A 20,491-nucleotide genomic window follows, 5' to 3' on the forward strand; every position below is an offset into this window, starting at 1 on the left:
ATGGGGGAGGTCGGATTAGCTGCGCCGCCAGGCGCTGCGTAATCCGACATGCTCGGCTGCGGCTTTGTCGGCTTACGCCGTGCCGGCTAAGCCGACCTACTTGCCACCCGCTTGCGCCGCGAACGTCAGCTTTTCATAGCCGGCCAGCCGCGCCGCTTCCATGACGTGGATGACCATCTGGTGCATGGCGAACTGGTCGGCGTTGACCACGACCACGGGCGTCTGCGCCGGGGCCTTGCCGCCGTTGGCTGCCTTGGCCGCGTTCTGCAGGGCGTCGGCCAGGCCGGCCACGTCGCGGAACGAGACGGGCTCGCGGTTGACCGTGTAGTTGCCCTTGGCGTCGATGGTGACGTCGATCTGCTGCGGCTTCTCTTTCGCCTGCTCGGCGTCGGCCGTCGGCAAGGTGATCTGCAGCTCCGTAAACTTGCTGTAGGTGGTGCTGACCATGAGGAAGATCAGGATCACCAGCAGCACGTCGATAAACGGGATCAGGTTGATTTCGGGGTCTTCACGCCCCTTGCCTTTGCGGAAGTTCATTTGCGGCCACTGTGGACGATGTCGACGAACTTGACGGCTTGCTGCTCCATGTCAATGACGAAGCTGTCGACGAGGGCGCGGAAGTGGCGGTAGAAGACGAGGGTCGGCATGGCGATGGCCAGGCCAAAGCCCGTGTTATACAGGGCCACCGAAATACCGTGCGCCAATTGTGCGGGATTCGAGCCGCTGGCGTTTTGCGAACCGAAGATTTCGATCATGCCCACCACCGTGCCGAACAGGCCCATCAGCGGCGCCAGGGTGGCGATCGTGCCCAAGGTCGTCAGGAAACGTTCCAGCGTGTGGGCCACGCCGCTGCCCGCCTCTTCGATCGACTCCTTCATCACCTCGCGCGGCGCGTCGACGTTGCGCAAGGCGGCGGCCAGCACCACGCCCAGCGGCGAATTGCCTTCCAGCTTGGCCACCGTGTCCGGTGTGATCTTGCCGCTGCGATACACCTGCACCACTTCATCGAACAGCTTGCGGGGCAGGATCTTGGCGCGGCGCAAATACAGCAGGCGCTCGATGATCAGGGCCAGGGCGACGATGGAAGCGATCAACAACAGCCAGATGGGCCAGCCAGCGGCTTGAAATATAGCGAGCAAAAGAAACTCCTGGTAAAGGGAAGGCGATGGAACGCCCGAACAGCCTGTATTGTACCGAGCGCCAAAGACCGATTGTACGTGCGCGCAGGAATGGCGCAATGTAGCGCGTTGCCGCGCCGGCGGCAAGTGGCGCCTGCATGGTACTTGTCCCCAGCATGTGGCAAGCGCCCCTCCCGGCGCACAGTTTTGCACACTTTGTGTGGATAAGATTGTGAGCAAGCATGAAGTCCAGCATGCAAGCCATTGATTTGCATAGAAATTATCACGCTGCGCAAAATACAGGCATAGCAGCTTATCGACAGTAGTCAATGTCAATAAATTAATATCTAAAGAGTTTTGCACATTTACTGTGGACAAGATTGTGCGCAAAGCCGAGGAATGTAATCAAGTCATTGATTTGAAAGGACATTAAATCAATGCGCAAAAAAGTGGCAAGCGACGCGAAATCGGCGGCAGATAAGCCATCAAAGTTCTGCACACAATCTGTGGACAAGATTGTGCGCAAGCTCAAAGATAGACGCTAAGTACATTGATTTATATCGTTTTTATTGCCATGCGTAAAAATGTGGCAGAGGTCGGAAAGCGGGGTTTTTCACGTCCGATTTCACTTTCAAACGGCAGTTTTCCACCGTCAGCGCAGTTCCACACATAAAGTGTGGATAAGATTGTGAGCAAGCCGATTGACTCCATGCAAGAGCATTGATTCTAAAGGGATTTTTTTCTCTGCTGAAAAATAAGGCAGCAATTCGGCATGTTCACGCGGTGGAAAACCCGGACAGGCCACGAAACGGTTTATGCAGTTTTGCACACATTCTGTGGATAAGATTGTGAGCAAGGCGCGCGGTGCGATGCTATACCCTTGATTTATATGGCTATTTTTATGCTGCGCAAAATTCAGGCAAGCCATGCCATGGGCCTTCCAGTGGATAAATCCGGCGCCGCGCCAGAGTTCTGCACATTTTTTGTGGATAAGATTGTGCGCAAGGCCATGCATGGCATACTAAGCACTTGATTCATAGGCACTTTATTTCCGTGCGCAAAAATGTAGCAAGTCATTTTTATCGCTCAATCCGGACCAGCCCGGTCATGTTTGTTCAAGGCAAAAAGTTCCGCACACTTTCTGTGGATAACTTTGTGCGTAAGTGGCAGGGGCTACACTGATGTGCTTGATATTAAAGGTTTTTTTCCCTGTGCACGTAAATCAGGCATACGGGAATTCGTCATGAAATCAATTACTTAGAAATAGAACTTGTTGTTTTGCGCGATATATGACATAAGCATGACCTCGCCGATAATATGTGGACAGTTCCCTTCCCGCTCCCAGCTTTATGATGACCGACAACCCGACTGACAGCGGCTTTGCCGCCCCACCCGTGCTGACCGTCAGCGCCCTGAACCAGGCCGTCGCGCGCCTGCTCGAGCGCTCGTTCCCCCTGACCTGGATCGCCGGCGAGATTTCCAACTTCACGCGCGCCGCTTCCGGCCACTGGTACTTCACCTTGAAGGACGATGGCGCCCAGGTGCGCGCCGTGATGTTCCGCGGCCGCGCCCAGTACGCGGGTTTCACGCCGCGCGAAGGCGACAAGGTCGAAGTGCGCGCCCTCGTCACGCTGTACGGTGCACGCGGCGATTACCAGATCAACGTGGAAGCCATCCGCCGCGCCGGCGTGGGCGCCCTGTACGAAGCGTTCCAGCGCCTGAAGGAAAAGCTGGCCGCGCAAGGCCTGTTCGACCAGGAGCGCAAGCGCGCCATTCCCATGTTCGCGCGCAGCATCGGCATCGTCACCAGCCCGCAGGCGGCCGCCCTGCGCGACGTGCTGATCGCACTCAAGCGCCGCGCGCCGCACGTCAACATCATCCTGTATCCCACGCCCGTGCAGGGCCAGCAGGCGCCGGAAAAAATCGCGCACGCCATCCGCACGGCATCAGCAAGGGCCGAGTGCGACGTGCTGCTCGTGTGCCGTGGCGGCGGCAGCATCGAGGATCTGTGGTCGTTCAACGATGAAGCCGTGGCGCATGCGATCGCCGACTGCACCATGCCAGTGATCAGCGGCGTGGGACACGAGACGGATTTCACCATCGCCGACTTCGCGGCCGACCTGCGCGCGGCCACGCCGACGGCGGCGGCCGAACTGGCGGCCACGCCGCGCGCCGACTGGATGGCTTCCCTGCGCGCCGATGCGACGGATTTGCGCCGTGCCATGCGCCGCAGCCTCGACGACGCGGCGCAAACCCTGGACCGCCACAGCCGCCGCCTGCTCAACCCGAAGGCGCAGCTGCAGCAGCAGCGCTTGCAGTTGCTGGCCCTGTCGACAGCCATGACGCATGCGGCGCGCGCGCCCGTGAACCAGTCGCAGTACGCACTCGAGCGCCTGCGCTCGCGCTGGGCCAACCTGCGGCCCGACGTCACGGCATCGCGCGCGCGGCTGCTGGACATGCAGCGGCGTGGCGGCGCGGCCATGGCGCAGCAACTCAGCCAGCGGCGCCACCGCCTCGACGGTCTGGCGGCGCAGCTGGAACTGCTCAATCCGCAGCGCACCCTGGAACGCGGCTACGCCATCCTGCGCGATGAAAAAGGGAATATCGTGCGCTCGCCGTCGCAGCTGCAGGCGCGCCAGAACGTCAACGTACGCCTGGCCGAAGGCAGCGCGCAGATCGGCATCGCCAGCGTGCAGGCGACGTTGGAATAAAAAAGGCCGGGGAAGAACCCCGGCCCAACACCTTCCCTACTGAGTGGACTGCTACTACTACTGCCGCTGCTCTTTCACCCTACCTGATCAAAACTTCATCGACACGCGGGCGCCAAACGTGCGCGGCGCATTGTAGAAGGCGCCGTAGATCTGCTGCGTGGGCTGGCATGGCATGCCGACATCCGTGCAGATTTCATTGACGTCCAGCTTGACGGCCTTGTCGGTGGCGTTCTGCACGAACGCTTCCACCGTGTACGCCTTGTTGGCCGGCTGGAAGCGCAGGCTCAGGTCCAGGGTCGTGTAGGCTTCCTGGCGCTTGACGCCGGCATGGCCCGGCACGTCGCCGTTGAACGCGCCCGCCCCCACGTACGACATGGTTTCATAGTGCACCGAAGCGCGCGGCGTAATCTGGCCGCCGGCGACATTGAAATCATGCTCATACTGGACGGTCGTGGAAAACTTCGGTGCATGCTTCATGGTGCTGCCGCCCACGTTCACCAGTGGCGCCGTCGAACCGCAAGACTGGCCATTCGCGCGCGCCGCATCGACGTCGCACGACATGAAGTCGTCGTACACGGCTTTGAGCCAGGTGGCATTGCCCGTCAGGCGGTCGACCTTCGTTGGCCGCCACACCCACTCCGCTTCCAGACCCTTGACGGTGGCGCCGGCCGCATTGAAGTTGGCCAGCACGCTGTTGACCACCTGCGACTCGAGCTTGTCCTTGTACTTCATCAGGAAGGCGTCGAGGTTCAGGGTCAGTTCGCGGTTCAGCAAGTCCGACTTGAAGCCGATTTCATAACTGGTCAGCTTTTCCGGCTTGGTGGTGGCGCCGCCGTCGCCGATGGCCGGCGAATGGAAGCCCGTCGTCACGGAACCGAACAGCAGAATGTCCGGGCGCAGCTTGTACTCGATGCGCCCCAGCCAGGTGGCCTGGCCGTATTTCAGGTCGGCCGTATTGTCGCCCGGCGTATTGCCGCAGGTGGCGGCCGTGATGGCGCCGCCCGGACCGATATTGTGCGTGTTGGCCAGGCCCGTGCCCGGCGTGACGAGCTGGCGCAGCTGGTCGGCAGTGAGGACCGTGGTGCCCAGCGGGGTGTTGGCCGGCCAGTTCGGGCACGCCCAGTTCTTGCCGCCGACGTCGAATTTATGGTCTTTCGTGTAGCGCGCGCCGGCCGTCAGCTTGATCTGGTCCGTCACTTGCTGGCTGACCTGGCCGAACACGGCTTTCGATTTGAGCTGGCGGTCGCCCTGGATGAAGGACATCGACGAGGCATACTGGCCCACGGTCGGCTGCACAAAGATCACGGCGCCGTTGGCGATATCCTGCTGCACGGCCGCCTGCGAAATCTGGCTGCGGTCGATATCGAAGCGCACCTTGTTCTTTTCATTGAACAGGAACAGGCCAGCCACCCACTGGAACGGCGCATCGTCGTCCGAGCGCGCCTGCAGCTCGTGCGAATAGCTGTCGAACTGCGCCCAGTCCGTGCGGTTTTCCGACTTGAAACCGGGGAACAGGCCCGCATCGGAGTCGTTGCTGTTCTGGCGCTTGTAGCGGCTCCAGCTGCCCAGATACGTGAAGTCCAGCGCGTCCGTCGGCTTGTAATTGAGCTTGCCCTTGTAGGTCAAAATCGACTGGTCCAGGGTGCCCGGCGTATCGATCAGGGCCGAGCGCAGTTTTTCACCGAGTTTCGGTTCAGCCGCCAGGTAAACGTTGCCGGCGCCCTGGTCGAGGAAGTAGTCGGCGATGAAGGTGCCGCGCAGCTGCGGCGTGAACTTCCACAGCAGCGAGGCGCGCACGCCCATCTGGTCGCCGGCGCCATACTTGGCCGTGCCCGGCATGACGTTCGAGCCGCGGCGGAAGTCCACCGTGCCGTCGTGGCTATCCTTGATGGCGGCGATGCGCAGCGCCACGTCGTCGGAAAACGGGATATTGATCATGCCCTGCGTCTGCAGGTGGCGCTTGTCGCCCACGGTGATGCCGGCCGAGCCCATGAACTTGGCCGTGCTAGGCGCGGCGGAGACGAGGTTAACGGCGCCGGCCGTCGAATTGCGTCCGTTCAGGGTACCCTGCGGTCCGCGCGCCACCTCGACGTGCGACAGGTCGTACATCAGCGCCGTGGCGCCCTGCGGACGCGGCGAATACACGCCATCGACATAGAAGGCGACGGCCGGGTCGCCCAGCTCCGTATGGTTGGCCGAACCAACGCCGCGCATGTAGACGTGCACGCCGCCCGAGTCGCCATGCTGTTCGACGACGAGGCTGGGCACCATGGTGGCCAGCGAGGCCAGATCCTTGACCTGGTTGTTTTGCAGGGTATCCTGGTTGAAGGCGGTGACGGCCAGCGGCGTCTCCTGCACGAAGGTATTGCGGCGCGTGGCCGTGACGACGATGCGGTCCATCTGTTCGGAGGCCGGTTTTGCCGCGTCGGTGGCTGCAGCCTCCTGGGCCATGGCGGCGCCGCTGCCCAGCAAGATGAACTGGGCGAAGGTCGCATGCGCCAGACTGAGGGCGATGGTGTTGCGTTTGAGCTGTTGCATTTTTTTGTCTCCTGTACCGCTGGTTGATTGATGATCACATAGCTCTTTGGCTATTGCTGCACATTTTTTGGGTGTCAATCTGAAGTCATGTCGCCTCCGTGCGGGGTCAATGGGTAGCCACGGCGCGCCCGGCCGTGTCGAATAGAAAGGCATGGCCTTCTTCCGGTGCAAAGCCGATGGCGCTGCCCTGCGTCAGACTGTGGCGCGCCTCGCCGTGCAGCTTGATGGCCACCGCGTGCGGGCCGCCGTCGATGTGTCCGTCGAGCGTCGCGTGAATGATTTGCGCGTCGCCCAGCTGCTCGATCAGGGTCACCGTGGCGCCATAGCCTTCGTGGCTCGGCACCAGGCGCAAGTGCTCTGGACGTATGCCGACCAGCATGCCCGCCTCGCCGCCAAGCTGGCTGGCCAGCGCGGGGACGGCGGCGCACGGCAAGAAGTTCATGCGCAGCGCGCCGATGAAGCCGGCCACGAACTGGCTGGCCGGATGGCGGTACAGTTCCAGAGGCGCGCCCACCTGCTCCAGGTGGCCGCCGTGGAAAACGGCCACCCGATCACCGAGGGTCATGGCCTCGACCTGATCGTGCGTGACGTAGATCATGGTGGTGCCCAGTTCCTGGTGCAGCTTGGCCAGCTCGATACGCGTCTGCACGCGCAGCGAGGCGTCGAGGTTCGACAGCGGTTCATCGAACAAAAATACCTTGGGCTGGCGCACAATGGAACGGCCGATGGCCACGCGCTGGCGCTCGCCGCCCGACAGGGCCTTGGGTTTGCGGTCGAGCAGGTGCGTGATCTGCAAAATCTCCGCCACCTTGCCGACAGCCGCGCGCACTTCGGCTTCCGGCTTGCCCGCCAGTTTCAAGGCAAAACCCATGTTGTCGCGCGCCGTCATGTGCGGATACAGGGCGTAGCTCTGGAAGACCATGGCGATGCCGCGCTCGGCCGGCGCCACGTCGTTGGCCAGCAGGTCGCCGATGCGCAGCTGGCCCGCGCTGATGTCTTCCAGTCCCGCGATCATGCGCAGCAGGGTCGATTTGCCGCAGCCGGACGGCCCCACGAAAACCATGAATTCGCCGTCATGGATATCGAGGTCCAGGCCCTTGACGATTTCCGGGCCGTCGCCGTAGGTCTTGCGGATGCCGCGCAGGGAGATGGCGGCCATGTCAGTGCTCCTCGGCCAGGAGGGCGGCGTGGGATGCGCGCTGCGCGGCGATGAAATCGCGATACCACAGGGCGCTGTCCTTGAAGCTGCGCTGCTGCGTGGCGTAGTCGACGTAGACCATGCCGAAGCGCTTGGCGTAGCCCGAGTTCCACTCGAAGTTATCCATCAGGCTCCAGTAGAAATAGCCGCGCACGTCGATGCCCTGCGCGATCACGGCGCGCAAGGCGTCCAGGTGCAGCCGCACATACTCGATGCGCGGCGCGTCGTGGATCTTGCCGTCGACGGGCTTGTCGGCGACGGCCATGCCGTTTTCCGTGATATACACGGGCGGCAATCGGTATTCGCGGTGCAGGCCGACCAGCAGTTCCGTCAAGCCTTGCGGATAGGTTTCCCAGCCCATGTCGTTGACACCGAGCTTGCATTCGGGCTTGCGCGGCGGCGTCTCGGCGCTCATGAAAGCGCGCGTGTAATAGTTCACACCGAGGAAATCGATGGGCTGCTTGATATCCATGAAATCGTTTTCAAAGATGGATAAAGCAGAAGCGTCGACGTGTTTCAGGGCCAGGGCCGGGTAGCGGCCCTTGAAGATGGCGTCCATATACCACTGCACCGAGCGCGCATATTCGAGTTCGGCCAGTTCGCGGTCCTGGGCGCTGTCCGTGGCCGGCGTGGCCGTCCATTGATTGAGCACGATGCCCAGTTTCGCGGGCGGATTGACGGCGCGCATCGCCTGCATGGCCAGGCCGTGCGACAGCAGCAGATGGTGCGACACTTGCACGGCGGCGGCCGGGTCGGCCATGCCGGGCGCGAACTGGCCCGTGCCGTGGCCCAGCACGGCCGTGCACCATGGTTCGTTATGGGTGGCGATGCTGACCACCTTGTGGCCGAAGCGGCGCGCCACCTCGGCCGCGTAGGCGGCAAAGTGGTAGCAGGTGGCGCGATTGAGCCAGCCGCCCTCGTCCTGCAAGGCTTGCGGCAAGTCCCAGTGGTACAGGGTCAGATGCGCATCGAGCCGCTTGGTGGCCAGGGCGTCAAGCAAACGCCCATAAAAGTCGAAGCCGGCCTCGTTCCAGGCGCCGGAACCCGTGGGCTGCACGCGCGACCAGGACATGGAAAAGCGGTAGGCGTTCACGCCCAGGCTGGCGATCAGCTCCACGTCCTCCGCGTAGCGGTGATAGTGGTCGCAGGCCACGTCGCCATTGCTGCCGTCGATGATCTTGCCATCCGTATGGCTGAAGGTATCCCAGATGGATGGGCCCCTGCCGTCGATGGCGGCGGCGCCCTCGATCTGGTAGGCGCTGGTGGCCACGCCCCAGGTGAAGGTGGCGGGGAAATTGGTATCAATGTCGTCGTTATGCATGGTGGTCATGTCAGTGTGAGTGGATGAAAAAAGTGCTAGCCTTTGACGGCGCCCTGGGTCAGTCCTTCAATTAAACGCTTCGAGGCGACAAAAAACATCAGCAGCAGCGGCAGCACGGCGATGGCGGCGCCCGTCATCAGCGCGCCCCACTCCGTGTTGTTCGGCGCCTGCATGCTGCGCAAGGCCAGCGGGATCGTATAGTTCTCGACCGAGCGCATGACGACCAGCGGCGTGATGAAATTGTTCCACGAGTTGATGAAGGTGATCAGGCCCAGGGTGCCCATCGCGGGACCGATCAGCGGCAGCACGACGCGCCAGTAGATGGCGAATTCGCCGCAGCCGTCGATGCGCGCCGCCTCGATCAAGTCCTTCGGTATCGCCGTGCCGATGTACTGGCGCATCAGGAAAATCCCCAGCGCGCCGGCCGCGCCAGGCACGTACAGGGCGCGCGGCTGGTCCAGCCAGCCGAGGAAATCCATCAGCATGAAGGTCGGAATCATGTTCATGAACGAGGGGATGATCATCGACGCCATCACCAGGGTGAACAGGGGCCGCTTGAAGCGGAACTCGTACATGGCGAAGGCATAGCCGCCCAGCGAGCAAAAGAACAAGGTCAGCGCCGTCGTCATCAGGGCCACGTACAGGCTGATGCCGATATTGCGCCAGAACGGCAGGCGCTCCTGCAGCAATTCCAGGTTGTTGAGCAGGGCCGTGCCGAACCAGCGCGGCGGCGGCAGGCTGTAGATCTCGGCGCTCGTGTGCGTGGCGAAGACGAACATGAAGTAGAACGGCGCGACCATGATCAGGGCGCCGATGGCTACCATGGCGTAGGCCGTCCAGCGGGTGGTTTTCATCGGACCTCCTTGCGTTCATTGCGTTCATTGCGTTCATTGCGGCTGAAAATGCGGTTGTTGACCCAGGTGGTGCTGGCGATGATCAAAAACAGCAGCCAGGAAATGGCCGACGCCGTGCCGAAGTCGCCCGAGGAAAACGCAGTCTTGTAGACGAAGATAGCCGTCGTCATCACGGACTGGCTCACGCCGCTCGACTCGGCCACCAGCACGAACGGTTCCTCGAACAGCTGCAGGTTGCCCATGATGGTGAGTGTCACGGCCAGGTAGATCATCGGACGCAGCTGCGGCAAGGTGATGTACCAGAACTGCTGGCGTTTCGACGCGCCGTCGATGGTGGCCGCCTCGTACAGATCCTTCGGGATCACCTGCAACGCGGACAGATACAGCACCAGGTTCCAGCCCAGATAGCGCCAGAAAATCACGAAGGCGACGGCCGGCTTGATGAACAGCGAGCTGCCCAGCCAGTCGATCGATTCGGCCGGGAACAGGCCACCGATTAACGGCAGGCTGGCGCACCATTGGATCAGCACATTGATCTGGCCATAGTCGCGCGAGAACAGGGTGTTGAAGACCATGGCGATGGCCACGCTGGACGTGATAAACGGTAAAAAGTAAATGCCGATCACGAGGTTGCGCGAGCGCTTGAAGCTGTTGTGGATGAAGGCTGCCAGCGGAATGGCGACCAGGTGCTGCGGCACGCCCGAGGCCAGCGCCAGCCAGACGGTATTGCCCAGCGAACGCAAGAACCACGGGTCGCTCAAGGCGTACTTGTAGTTGTCCAGGCCCACCCACTGCATGGCTTCCACGCCGCTGGCCGCTTCCCACTGGTTAAACGACAGATAGATGGAAAACAGCAGCGGGAACAGGCTGAAGACGGCGAACAGGATGAAGAAGGGGCTGATGAAAATATACGGCGCCCACTTCTTCATGTTGTAGCGTTTCCTGGCGGGCCGCGCCGCAGCAGCAGCGGGCGCGCCATCGGTACAAGGCATGGAGGTAGTCATGCTGCTCCTAGCGCCGCGCGCGGTGGGTAATCAGGGCCTTGGCGTCGGCAAGCGCCGTCTTGATATCCTTGTTTTGCGCCAGCACGCTTTCCAGTTCCATGTTGACGATGTCGCGCGCCACGGCGTCGAATTTGTCGACGCGGATGACGGGGATTTTCGCCGCCGTGTCGCGCGCCAGAATGCGCGTCTTCTGGCCGCCGAAATACGGCTGCGGCTCGTCCATCATCGGGTCCGCATACGCAGCCTTGAGGGCCGGGAAGGCGCCGATCTCTTTGAGCGAGTGCAGCTGGATATCCTTGTTCACGGTCATGAACTTGATGAATTCCCAGGCCTGGGTTTTATTCGCCGCCTTTTTCGGGATGCCGTAGAAGGAACCACCGTAGGACGCCAGCGCGCCGGCCGGCAAGTTCGCCGCGCGCCACTGGCCCTTGGAATCGGGGGCCAGCCACTTGGCCAGGTGGCCGCTGAGCCACGAACCCATCATCTGGCTGGCCACCTTGTCGCGTTTGAAGCCTTCGGCCCACTCGCCCGTCCAGGCCACGGTGCGCGCATCGATGCCGGCGACCCGCGCTGCCTTGGCCAGTTCGAACGCTTTCACGAAGCGGGGCGAGTCGACCAGCACCTGGCCCTTGTCGCCAAAATAGATGCCTTCGCCATCTTTCAAATTGGCGCGGATGACAATGTCGGCCAGGTCGCTGGCGCCGGCCAGCAGATAGGTGCCGGTGGCGGCCTTGAGCTTCTTGCCGGCGGCGATATACGACTCCCACGATTGCGTCAGATCGCTTTCCTTGATGCCCGCCTTGTCCATCAGGTCCTTGCGGTAGAACAAGGTGCCAGGTCCCAGATCGGCCGGCATGGCGCCCAGGGTGCCGCGCGAACTGGTCGCCTGGACGAAGGTGAACGGCACGAACTGGGCGCGGTACTGCCCTGCCCCGTATGGCGGCTGCAGCAAATCTTCCATGCCCTTCGATTCGGCGAAGCTGCCGACGTAGCGGAAGTCGATGGCCATCACGTCGGGCAGGCGCGCGCCGGCCGCCAGCGCCGTCGTCATCGAGTTATGGTGGTCGTCGATCTGCAGGCTGACCAGCTTGACCTTTACTTGCGGATACAGTTTTTCCCACAGGGGCAAGGCCGTCTTCACGGCGCGGTCCAGGTCGGGGAACGAGGCGACGGTAATCGTGGCCGGGGCCAGCGCCGGCAACGGTGCGGCCTGCGAGACGGCCGGCGGGACGGCTGCAGGTGCGGCGGCCACGCCAAAGGCCAGGGTCAGCGCAGCCAGAGGGGCGGCGCCAAGGATGCTTGACTTCATTATTTCATCTCCGTTTATTGAGCGTCTTCTATCTTGAAAACGTTTTCACAACATGTGCTCATTTAACACCGCAAAGAAAATCAAGTCAATCGAAAAAGTTGTCATTTTTATTGAGGGCAGCATGGCGAGATGCACGCCATGGCGCGTGTTCTCCTATGAAAAGACGCAAAAATCCGCCATTTCAAGATGCTGTTGTTTTTCGTGAAAACGTTTTCAAGCGTAGGTCGGATTAGCGCTACGCGCGTAATCCGACAACATTGTTGGCGCCAGAGGCATGGTTACGGCGCGTTGTTGGCTGCGCTATGTCGGCTTACGCCCTGCGGGCTAACCCGGCCTACGCCGACCTACGGCCCTTTAGGCATTTATGGTAATCTTTCGATGAAAAGGTTTTCAGAGCACTGAGAACCAGCCATCTTGATACCCGGGAATCACCTTGAACGATAGCGCCCACGCTGCTCCCCCTTCCACCCTGCTCGACGTGGCCCGCCAGGCCGGCGTGTCGCCCAGCACCGTTTCGCGCATCCTCAATGGCACGGCCAGGGTCTCCGACGACAAGCGCGACGCCGTGCTGGCGGCCATCGCGCACATGAAATTCGCGCCGAACCAGATGGCGCAAGGTCTGAAGAAGGGCCGCTCGATGACCATCGGCATCGTGGTGCAGGATATTTCCAGCCCCTTCTTCGACGAAAGCCTGCGCGGCGTGGACGACGGCTTGAAGGACACGGGCTATGCGTCCGTCATCGTCAGCGGGCACTGGAATGCGCAGGAAGAGGCGGACCGCATCCGTTTGCTGCTGGCGAGGAAGGTCGACGGCATCATCCTGCTATCGGGGCGCATCTCGGACGAGAGCGTGCTCGATTTCTCGCAGCAGCGGCCCATCGTTTCGACGGGCCGCCTGCTGGCCACGAAAAGCGCCATCGGCTTCAAGCTCGACAACGAATACGGCGCCTACCTGGCCGTGCGCCACCTGGTGGAACTGGGCCACCGCCGCATCGCCTTCGTGGCCGGCCCCGCCAACAACACGGATGCGGCCGAGCGCCTGACGGGCTACCAGCGCGCGCTGCGCGAAGCGGACATCGCCATCGACCCGAAGCTGATGGTGGAAGGTGATTTCCATGAGGCAAGCGGGATGCTGGCCATGAACCATTTGTTCGATACGCAGCAGCAATTCAGCGCCGTCTTCGCCGCCAACGACCTGTCCGCCTATGGCGTGCGCCTGTGCCTGTACCGCAAGGGCATCCGCGTGCCCGACGATATCTCGCTCGTCGGTTTCGATGACTTGCCCGGCTCGTCCTACACGACGCCGCCACTGACGACCATCCACCAGCCCCTGTACGACATCGGCCGCATCGCCACGGAAGCGCTGCTGGGGCTGATCAATGGCGAAGCCGTGCAGGCGGCCATTCCGCCGCTGGAACTGATCGTCAGGGAAACCACCCGGCGCATCCGTTAAGGCTTGCGGCTGGGAACTTTTCCGCCCGATTCAGGCTGAACGAGAATCACTACGCCAAAGGCATCCGCGACGCGTGCCGGAATCTGCAGCAATGGCGCATCCGCTTTACAATAGTGGCTCGTTCAGCAAGAATGCCTGCTTCAAGCAAGCTTGGCTCAACCCTCCGGCCTCAGGCTGGAAGACTCCGAACACTCACCACAAAGGGACATCACATGGAACATACTCTGCCACCACTGCCGTATGAAATGGACGCTCTGGCGCCGCATATTTCGAAAGAAACCCTGGAATACCACTATGCCAAGCATCACCAGGCGTATGTCACCAACTTGAACAACCTGATCAAGGGTACCGAGTTCGAGAACCTGTCGCTGGAAGAGATCATCAAGAAATCGTCGGGCGGCATCTTCAACAATGCAGCCCAGGTATGGAACCACACCTTCTACTGGAACGGCATGAAGCCGGCCGGCGGCGGCGCGCCTGCGGGTGCCGTGGCTGACGCGATCAACGCCAAATGGTCGTCGTTCGACAAGTTCAAGGAAGAATTCACCAAGTCGTGCGTGGGCAACTTCGGTTCGGGCTGGACCTGGCTGGTGCAAAAAGCCGACGGCTCCGTCGACATCGTCAACACCTCGAACGCCGGCTGCCCTTTGACCACCGGCGACAAGCCGCTGCTGACCTGCGACGTCTGGGAACACGCCTACTACATCGACTACCGCAACCTGCGCGCCAAGTACGTGGAAACGTTCTGGGGCCTGGTCAACTGGGACTTCGTTGCCAAGAACTTCGCGTAAGCGCCAGTTCCTGTCAACGTAGGGCGAAAAGAAGCCTGCGCCACCCGCGCAGGCTTTTTTTTGCCTGCTGAAAGGCACGGCGCTGCGCTACAATCACTGCCCCGCCACCGCTATCTCCGTCTGCCACGATGTCCGCTCGCCTGCTGCGCCGCCTGTTGATCCTGCCCCTGCTGGCGTGCCACCTGCACGCGTGCGCGGCCGCCCCATCGCCCCTGCTGTCCGACTATACCCACAATGCCTGGGGCGCCCTGCAAGGCGCGCCCGTCGATGTGCTGAAATTCGCCCAGGGCAAGGATGGCTGGCTGTGGATCGCCACGGCCACCGGCTTGTACCGCTACGACGGCGTGCGTTTCGACAGGGTCGACAGCGTGTACGGCCACCGCCTGCCGTCGAGCAATGTGCTGGGCCTGGCCACACCGGCGGACGGCGCCGTGTGGGTCGGCTACCGCCTCGGCGGCGTCAGCATCTTTCGCAAGGATGGCACACGCACCTACCGCGAGGCGGACGGCTTGCCGCCGGGCGCCGTGTTCCATATCGAGGTAGCGCCCGACGGCGCCATCTGGGTCGGCACGCGCGATGGCGCGGCGCGCCTGGCACCGGGCGCGGACCGCTTCGTTGCGCAAGCGGCCAACGTGGGCCTGCCCGACAAGCGCGTCTACCAGATCCTGTTCGCCCGCGATGGCACGCAGTGGATGGGCACCATGCATGGCGCCTATTTCCGCAGGCCGGGAGAGACGCATTTTTCCCATGCCTGGCCGCGCACCATCCTCACCGGCATGGATGAAGCGCCCGATGGCGCCATCTGGGCCGTCGATGCGCAAAGCAATTACTATCGCGTGCGCACCAGCGCGCCGCGCGGCGATGCGCCCATCCGGCCCGACGCCAGGGGCAACAGCATCCGCTTCGACCGCGCCGGCACCATGTGGCTGATGCAGCCCGACGGCATCGAACGCAAGTTCGACCCTTCCGGCCCCAGCCTGCCGGCCCAGCGTCTGACGCGCCAGAACGGCATCAGCGGCCCGCTGCCGCAAACGTCATTCCAGGACCGCGAAGGCAATCTGTGGTTCGGCACCTCGACGGGCCTGGACCGGCTGCGGCCGAACCGCCTGAAGACCCTGGCCGTTGCCGTGCCCTTCGACCATCCCGGCATGCTGCCGGGGCCCGACGGCGACGTGTGGATCGGCGACTATGTGAGCGACGTGCGCAGCTTTACGGCCGATGGCATGAAAAACGTGATCTTGAAAGGGGCGCTGGCGGCCAGCCACTGGGCGCCCGACGGCACGCTGTGGCTGGGCAATGAGCAGGAACTCCACCATCGCGCGCGCAACGGAACCATGACGCGCGTGGTGGCGCCCGTGCAAGGGCTCGATCCGCAGGCGCTGCAGCAAGACCGCTCGGGTGCCCTGTGGGCCTCGTTTTCCGGCGGCGGCCTGTTTCGCCTGAACGACGGAAAATGGAGCGCGAACGGCGGCCTGTCCGGGCTGCCGACGGTGCTGACGACGGCCATGGCGATGGATGGCGCCGGCACCGTCTGGCTGGGCCATGCCGACAATACCGTCAGCCTGGTGGCCGATGGCCAGCGCGCGGGCGCCGTCAGGCGGCTCGGCGCGCCCGAGGGCCTGCAAGTGGGCACCGTGCTGCAGCTGTACCGCGATGGCGACGCGATGTGGGCCGGCGGCGAAAACGGCGTGGCCTTGTACCGCGCCGGCCGCTTCCACACCTTGCGCGGCGCGCGCGGCGCAGCGTTTCGCGGCGTGTCGGGCATCGTGCGCCTGCCGGACGGCGACCTGTGGCTGCATGGCGCGGACGGCATCGACCATATCGGCGCTGCCAGCCTGGCCGCGTGGATGCGCGACGGCAGCGCTGTTACCTCGGAACGCTTCGACGCGCTCGACGGCTTGCAGGGCCATGCCTCGCAGCTGCGCCCCGTGCCGTCGCTGATCCATGCGCCCGATGGCAAGCTGTGGTTTTCCACCTCGGCCACCATCGGCATGCTCGACCCGCTGCACATCCGCCGCAACGCCCTGGCGCCGCCCGTGCAGATCCACAGCCTGCTGGCCGATGGCGCGCGTTACGCGCTGGACGATGGCAAGCCGCTGCACCTGCCGCAGGGCAGCAAGACCCTGCAGATCGGCTTCACGGCCCTGAGCCTGTCGATGCCGGAACGCGTGCGCCTGCGCTACAAACTGGCGGGCGTGGACGCGGGCTGGCAAGAAGCGGTCGGCCGCCGCGAAGCCTACTACACCAACCTCGCACCCGGCAGCTACCGCTTCGAGGTCACGGCCGCCAACGAAGACGGCGTGTGGAACACGCAGGGGACAGGGCTAGCCATCGTCATCGCGCCAACCTTCGTGCAAACGCCATGGTTCGTCGTGCTGCTGGCGCTGGGCGCGGCGCTGCTGCTGTATGGCGGTTACGTGCTGCGCATCCGCCACCTGACGCGCAACATGCAGGAACGGCTGCAGGAACGCTTGCAGGAGCGCCTGGCCGAACGCTCGCGCATCGCCCGTTCGCTGCACGACACCCTGCTGCAAAGCGTGCAGGGCCTGATCCTGTCGTTCCACGCGCATGCGGACATGCTGCCCAAGGGCACGCGCGAACGGGCACGCCTCGACGGCACCCTCAACCTGGCCGACCAGTTGCTGATCGAAGGACGCGACCAGATCATGGACTTGCGCGCCTCGGCCGAACCGGACGAACTGCGCCTGGCGCTGCAGCAATTCGGCAAGGGCCTGGCAGAGCACCGCGCGCATGCGTTCACGGTGCACGTCAGCGGCACCTGCCGGCGCCTGCAGCCGCGCGTGCATGACGAAATCTATGCGATCGCGCGCGAAGCGCTGTTTAACGCCTCGCGCTATGCCGAGGCGGCCAACATCGTGCTGGAACTCGACTATGCGGACCATGCGTTCACCCTGCGCGTGCGCGACGACGGCTGCGGCCTCGATGACGCCGTGGCGCAAACGGGCCAGCGGCCCGGCCACTGGGGCCTGGTCGGCATGCGCGAGCGCGCCGCCGGCATCGCGGCCAGCCTGCGCATCGACAGCCGGCCCGGCGCCGGCACGCAGATCGAAGTGAGCGTGCCGGGCCGCCTGGCTTACTGACGGCGCTGGAAGGGAAGTGTTGTAGGATGCGCAAGAGCGCTGCCTTGCTCGCCGATCCGGTTCCCACCACTTTCTGAAAGCCCGCCATGAAAAAATGCCTGCTTGCCCTGCTCATGTTTGCCTCCGGTTCCGCCTTCGCCAACTCGGCTTGCGACACGCCGCGCAACGACTTCGACGGCCTGTACTGCCTCAACAAGGTGTACCAGGAAGCGGACAAGGAACTCAACGCCAACTACAAGAAACTTAGCTCCCAGCTCGATGCCAGCGGCAAGCAAAAGCTGAAATCGGGCCAGCTGGCGTGGATAGCCAACCGCAACCAGAATTGCTCCAAGCGCGAATCGTCGGGCTTCTATGTGAACCTCGATTGCGCCACCCAAACCACCATCGAACGTGCGCAATTCCTGCAGGACCGGGTGCGCGAATGCGCTAGTACCGGCTGCCAGAACAGCAAACTGTGAACTGAATCTGCGCCAGCGCAAACGGAAGCGGACGGCAAGCGCCCATACTGGCCGCTCCGATGTTTTACCCGTTTGTGCCATGAGCAAACTCATCGATATTTCCCTGGACCGGTGGGACGCCAGCGGCAGCGCAGCGCAGCAGGCGGCGGCGCAGCAGGCCCTCGAAGATGGACAGGTGCTGCTGTTGCCCGCGCTGGGCTTTCCCCTGCGACAGGAAGAACATGCGCTGCTGAACAGCGCTGTGGGTAGCGCCGGCATCACCAAGAACATCAGCTGGGAACCGGCGCGCGGCGTGCGCGGCCACGGCAATGCCTGCGATGCGGCGCTGCTGGCCGCGCTGATGCAGCGCTATGCGCGGCGCACGCAGCGCCTGCTGGCCGGCTTGCTGCCTGCCTATTCGGCTCATCTGCAGCAAGGCAAGGGCAGCTTTCGTCCCGTGGAAATCGCCGGCCGCGTGACTTCCTGGCGCAAGGACGATACGCGCCTGCATGTCGACAGCTTTCCCTCCTCGCCCACGCAGGGCCGGCGCATCCTGCGCGTGTTCACCAACATCCATCCGCGCGACGCACCCCGCGTGTGGAAACTGGGCGCGCCATTCGAACAGGTGGCGCAGCATTTCCTGCCCGTCGCGAAGCGTCCGCAACCCGTGCTGGCGGCCCTGCTGCAATGGCTGCGCGTCACCAAGTCGCGGCGCACGGCATACGATCACTACATGCTGCAGTTGCACGACGCCATGAAGGCCGACCTCGGTTACCAGGCGCAGGTGGAACAGCACACGCATGCGTTCGCGCCGGGCCAGACGTGGATCGTCTTCAGCGATGCCGTATCGCATGCAGCCCTGCGGGGACAGCATGCGCTCGAGCAAACCTGGCTGCTGCCCGTGCGCGCCATGGCCGCCCCGCACAAGTCGCCGCTGGCCATCCTCGAACGCCAGTTGCGACGTCCGCTGGCCTAGAATGGCTTGATCTCACGCCCGGAAGAACCCGGCTCAGGCCGGCAAGCGGGCTGCCTTGAAGCGCCGCCAAGCCTTGTGCATGCGGCCATCGCTGCCCTGCGCCTGCGCACGCGCCGCCAGATAGCCGCGCACGAAGGCCGCGTGCAGCAGCAATCCGTCCTGGGCGGACTGGTCAGCCTGGCCAGCCTGGCCAGCCTGAACTTCGGGCAATTGCCGCAGCAGCCGGTCGGCCACTTGCACATCGTTGAGCCAGCCCAGTTCATCCTGCAGCGCCGACAGCCGCCCCACATACGGTTTCACGGCCCGGCCCGCAAACAGCGAGGCAAAAAATTCCGTCGCATAGCGCGTCTTCTTAGCCGCGATGCGCACCCGGTGGCGCTGCTGCGGCGTCGCATGCAGCAGGCGCTTGCCGCGCTTCATCAGGCGGCGCTGGTCCTTGCGCAGGGTCGCGCGGGCAAACGGCGAAACGTGCGCGTCCAGGCGCCGCAATTGGCGCGCGGAACAGCTGTCGTGCCAGGCGCGCGCCTGCAGCCAGCGCTGCAAGCCCAGCATGCAAGCCGTGTAGCGCGCCGAGGTGACGGCCTGGGCCGCTTGTTCGTGCTTGAGGCGCGCCTGCGCGTGCGCCGCATCTGCCAGCGCCGCCGCATCCGCGGCCGCCTCGCCATCGAGCTGCGCCAGGGTATTGCCAGCCAACACATCCCAGTCGCGCGCCTCGCCCAGCACGCCGCCCAGCCACTCGAGTTCACCTTTCAAGGCATCCGGCAGCGCCAGCAGCGACTTGAACATGCCCAGCGCCGAACGCAAACGGCGCAGGCCCACGCGCATCTGGTGCACGCTTTCCACGTCCTCGCCCCCTGCCACGCCATTCTGGTTGCCACTGACTTGCTCGAGGCAATTGCCGGCGATGGCCAGGAACACCTGCTCCACCGACATGGCCGCGTCCAGCGCCAGGGGCTGGGCCTTGACCGCCTGCAGAGGCTGTGACGCCGCGAGACGGTAACCGCGCTCCGCCTTGCTCATGTGGCCCAGCTGCAGCGGCACGTTCTGCAGCAGGGCCAGCGCCACGTCGAACAGGCTGGACGCCTGCCCCTGCTTCAATTCCAGCTCGATCTCGCTGACGGGCACGCTGCGCGCGGCACCATCCGAGCCGCTTTCGATGACACCCTGGTCCAGCACGCATTCGATCTCGTCGCCCTGCGGCGTGCGCAACTGCCATACGGTGCGCTCCATGCGCGTGGTAAACACGGGCTGCAAGGCGTCGCGGATGGCGTCCTGGCGCAGCAGCGCGCGGATGGGCTGCTTGCGGCCGATGGCCGAGTCGAGCGCGGCCAGGTCCGGCTGCGGCCCCGGCACCTCGCCTTCCCATTCGTGGCGGCTGTGCAAGCCGCCACTGACCGTGCCGCCCGCCTTCAGGGTTTGCACCCAGCGCCCGTCCACCTGGCGCACGCGCAAGCCGGCCTGGTGACGGCACAGCTGCAGATCGGGCGTGTCGACATAGATATCGTGCATCCGCAGCAGTTGCGGCTCACCTTGCGTGGATTGCGCCAGCAGCGGGTGCGCGCGCAAACGCGATACATCCTGCTGTGCCAGCAACAGTTTCAATTCGATTTCCATGACCGCTCCTTGCGAGACTCCTCAACGCTTATTGTAAGGCGCGTCCGGCCAGGCGCACGGCGCACG

At 63.6% G+C, this 20,491-nt stretch carries 16 protein-coding genes; 6 read left to right on the plus strand and 10 right to left on the minus strand.

Features of this window, described 5'->3' with window-relative positions; genetic code table 11:
• Positions 1-96: 96 nt before the first annotated feature.
• The 3 genes from GYK42_RS11215 to GYK42_RS11225 all read right to left on the minus strand — a co-directional run bounded on the left by GYK42_RS11215 (position 97) and on the right by GYK42_RS11225 (position 2,133).
• A complete protein-coding gene (locus GYK42_RS11215) occupies positions 97-537 on the minus strand; it encodes an ExbD/TolR family protein (RefSeq protein ID WP_034751736.1) in 441 nt (146 codons plus the stop codon).
• Positions 534-1,139, minus strand: coding sequence for a MotA/TolQ/ExbB proton channel family protein (locus tag GYK42_RS11220; RefSeq protein WP_058050625.1), 606 nt, complete (start codon positions 1,137-1,139; stop codon positions 534-536). Before GYK42_RS11220 ends, GYK42_RS11215 begins: the two co-directional genes overlap by 4 nt.
• 631 nt (positions 1,140-1,770) lie before the next feature.
• Positions 1,771-2,133 (minus strand): hypothetical protein, encoded by a 363-nt coding sequence (locus GYK42_RS11225; RefSeq protein WP_166447580.1) that lies wholly within the window; start codon positions 2,131-2,133, stop codon positions 1,771-1,773.
• A 334-nt stretch (positions 2,134-2,467) separates the two neighbouring features.
• Between GYK42_RS11225 and xseA the strand changes: the two genes are divergently transcribed.
• A complete protein-coding gene (xseA, locus tag GYK42_RS11230) occupies positions 2,468-3,829 on the plus strand; it encodes an exodeoxyribonuclease VII large subunit (RefSeq protein WP_166447581.1) in 1,362 nt (453 codons plus the stop codon).
• 87 nt (positions 3,830-3,916) lie between these two features.
• On the opposite strand, the gene GYK42_RS11235 is transcribed toward xseA, so the two are convergent.
• The 6 genes from GYK42_RS11235 to GYK42_RS11260 form a co-directional block, all read right to left on the minus strand.
• Positions 3,917-6,367 (minus strand): TonB-dependent receptor, encoded by a 2,451-nt coding sequence (locus GYK42_RS11235; protein WP_166447582.1) that lies wholly within the window; start codon positions 6,365-6,367, stop codon positions 3,917-3,919.
• A gap of 106 nt (positions 6,368-6,473) precedes the next feature.
• Positions 6,474-7,526 carry an ABC transporter ATP-binding protein gene (locus tag GYK42_RS11240; protein WP_166447583.1) on the minus strand — a complete coding sequence of 351 codons (1,053 nt, stop codon included), beginning with the start codon at positions 7,524-7,526 and terminating at the stop codon, positions 6,474-6,476.
• A 1-nt stretch (position 7,527) separates the two neighbouring features.
• Positions 7,528-8,895, minus strand: coding sequence for a GH1 family beta-glucosidase (locus GYK42_RS11245; protein ID WP_166447584.1), 1,368 nt, complete (start codon positions 8,893-8,895; stop codon positions 7,528-7,530).
• A gap of 26 nt (positions 8,896-8,921) precedes the next feature.
• Entirely contained in the window at positions 8,922-9,740 is an 819-nt protein-coding gene (locus GYK42_RS11250; protein WP_034751746.1) for a carbohydrate ABC transporter permease, read from the minus strand.
• Complete coding sequence (locus GYK42_RS11255) at positions 9,737-10,744, minus strand: carbohydrate ABC transporter permease (RefSeq protein ID WP_166447585.1); 1,008 nt, start codon at positions 10,742-10,744, stop codon at positions 9,737-9,739. Before GYK42_RS11255 ends, GYK42_RS11250 begins: the two co-directional genes overlap by 4 nt.
• Positions 10,745-10,751: 7 nt before the next feature.
• Positions 10,752-12,053 (minus strand): extracellular solute-binding protein, encoded by a 1,302-nt coding sequence (locus GYK42_RS11260; RefSeq protein WP_166447586.1) that lies wholly within the window; start codon positions 12,051-12,053, stop codon positions 10,752-10,754.
• A 433-nt stretch (positions 12,054-12,486) separates the two neighbouring features.
• Here GYK42_RS11260 and GYK42_RS11265 point away from each other — a divergent pair, with 433 nt between their 5' ends.
• The 5 genes from GYK42_RS11265 to GYK42_RS11285 all read left to right on the plus strand — a co-directional run bounded on the left by GYK42_RS11265 (position 12,487) and on the right by GYK42_RS11285 (position 18,811).
• On the plus strand, positions 12,487-13,506 hold the full coding sequence (locus GYK42_RS11265; RefSeq protein WP_034751748.1) for a LacI family DNA-binding transcriptional regulator: 1,020 nt from the start codon (positions 12,487-12,489) through the stop codon (positions 13,504-13,506).
• 212 nt (positions 13,507-13,718) lie between these two features.
• On the plus strand, positions 13,719-14,297 hold the full coding sequence (locus GYK42_RS11270) for a superoxide dismutase (protein ID WP_034751750.1): 579 nt from the start codon (positions 13,719-13,721) through the stop codon (positions 14,295-14,297).
• 128 nt (positions 14,298-14,425) lie between these two features.
• Positions 14,426-17,398: a sensor histidine kinase gene (locus GYK42_RS11275; RefSeq protein WP_166447587.1), complete on the plus strand. Its 2,973-nt coding sequence runs from the start codon at positions 14,426-14,428 to the stop codon at positions 17,396-17,398.
• A gap of 86 nt (positions 17,399-17,484) precedes the next feature.
• A complete protein-coding gene (locus tag GYK42_RS11280) occupies positions 17,485-17,856 on the plus strand; it encodes a lysozyme inhibitor LprI family protein (protein WP_166447588.1) in 372 nt (123 codons plus the stop codon).
• A gap of 79 nt (positions 17,857-17,935) precedes the next feature.
• Positions 17,936-18,811, plus strand: a complete 876-nt coding sequence (locus tag GYK42_RS11285; RefSeq protein WP_166447589.1) for a Kdo hydroxylase family protein — start codon at positions 17,936-17,938, stop codon at positions 18,809-18,811.
• Positions 18,812-18,844: 33 nt separating this feature from the next.
• On the opposite strand, the gene GYK42_RS11290 is transcribed toward GYK42_RS11285, so the two are convergent.
• On the minus strand, positions 18,845-20,425 hold the full coding sequence (locus GYK42_RS11290; protein WP_166447590.1) for a CYTH and CHAD domain-containing protein: 1,581 nt from the start codon (positions 20,423-20,425) through the stop codon (positions 18,845-18,847).
• Positions 20,426-20,491 lie beyond the last annotated feature (66 nt).

It is taken from the genome of Janthinobacterium lividum, assembly GCF_011601275.1.
Lineage (GTDB): Bacteria > Pseudomonadota > Gammaproteobacteria > Burkholderiales > Burkholderiaceae_D > Janthinobacterium > Janthinobacterium lividum_E.

Bases quoted from the DNA above. Each gene is read 5' to 3' on its own strand.
- GYK42_RS11225 (WP_166447580.1), bottom strand. From the start codon at position 2,133: ATGCATGGCCTTGCGCACAATCTTATCCACAAAAAATGTGCAGAACTC.
- GYK42_RS11215 (WP_034751736.1), bottom strand. From the start codon at position 537: ATGAACTTCCGCAAAGGCAAGGGGCGTGAAGACCCCGAAATCAACCTG.
- GYK42_RS11290 (WP_166447590.1), bottom strand. From the start codon at position 20,425: ATGGAAATCGAATTGAAACTGTTGCTGGCACAGCAGGATGTATCGCGT.
- GYK42_RS11250 (WP_034751746.1), bottom strand. From the start codon at position 9,740: ATGAAAACCACCCGCTGGACGGCCTACGCCATGGTAGCCATCGGCGCC.
- GYK42_RS11285 (WP_166447589.1), top strand. From the start codon at position 17,936: ATGAGCAAACTCATCGATATTTCCCTGGACCGGTGGGACGCCAGCGGC.
- GYK42_RS11240 (WP_166447583.1), bottom strand. From the start codon at position 7,526: ATGGCCGCCATCTCCCTGCGCGGCATCCGCAAGACCTACGGCGACGGC.
- GYK42_RS11245 (WP_166447584.1), bottom strand. From the start codon at position 8,895: ATGACCACCATGCATAACGACGACATTGATACCAATTTCCCCGCCACC.
- GYK42_RS11260 (WP_166447586.1), bottom strand. From the start codon at position 12,053: ATGAAGTCAAGCATCCTTGGCGCCGCCCCTCTGGCTGCGCTGACCCTG.
- xseA (WP_166447581.1), top strand. From the start codon at position 2,468: ATGATGACCGACAACCCGACTGACAGCGGCTTTGCCGCCCCACCCGTG.
- GYK42_RS11235 (WP_166447582.1), bottom strand. From the start codon at position 6,367: ATGCAACAGCTCAAACGCAACACCATCGCCCTCAGTCTGGCGCATGCG.
- GYK42_RS11280 (WP_166447588.1), top strand. From the start codon at position 17,485: ATGAAAAAATGCCTGCTTGCCCTGCTCATGTTTGCCTCCGGTTCCGCC.
- GYK42_RS11270 (WP_034751750.1), top strand. From the start codon at position 13,719: ATGGAACATACTCTGCCACCACTGCCGTATGAAATGGACGCTCTGGCG.
- GYK42_RS11275 (WP_166447587.1), top strand. From the start codon at position 14,426: ATGTCCGCTCGCCTGCTGCGCCGCCTGTTGATCCTGCCCCTGCTGGCG.
- GYK42_RS11255 (WP_166447585.1), bottom strand. From the start codon at position 10,744: ATGACTACCTCCATGCCTTGTACCGATGGCGCGCCCGCTGCTGCTGCG.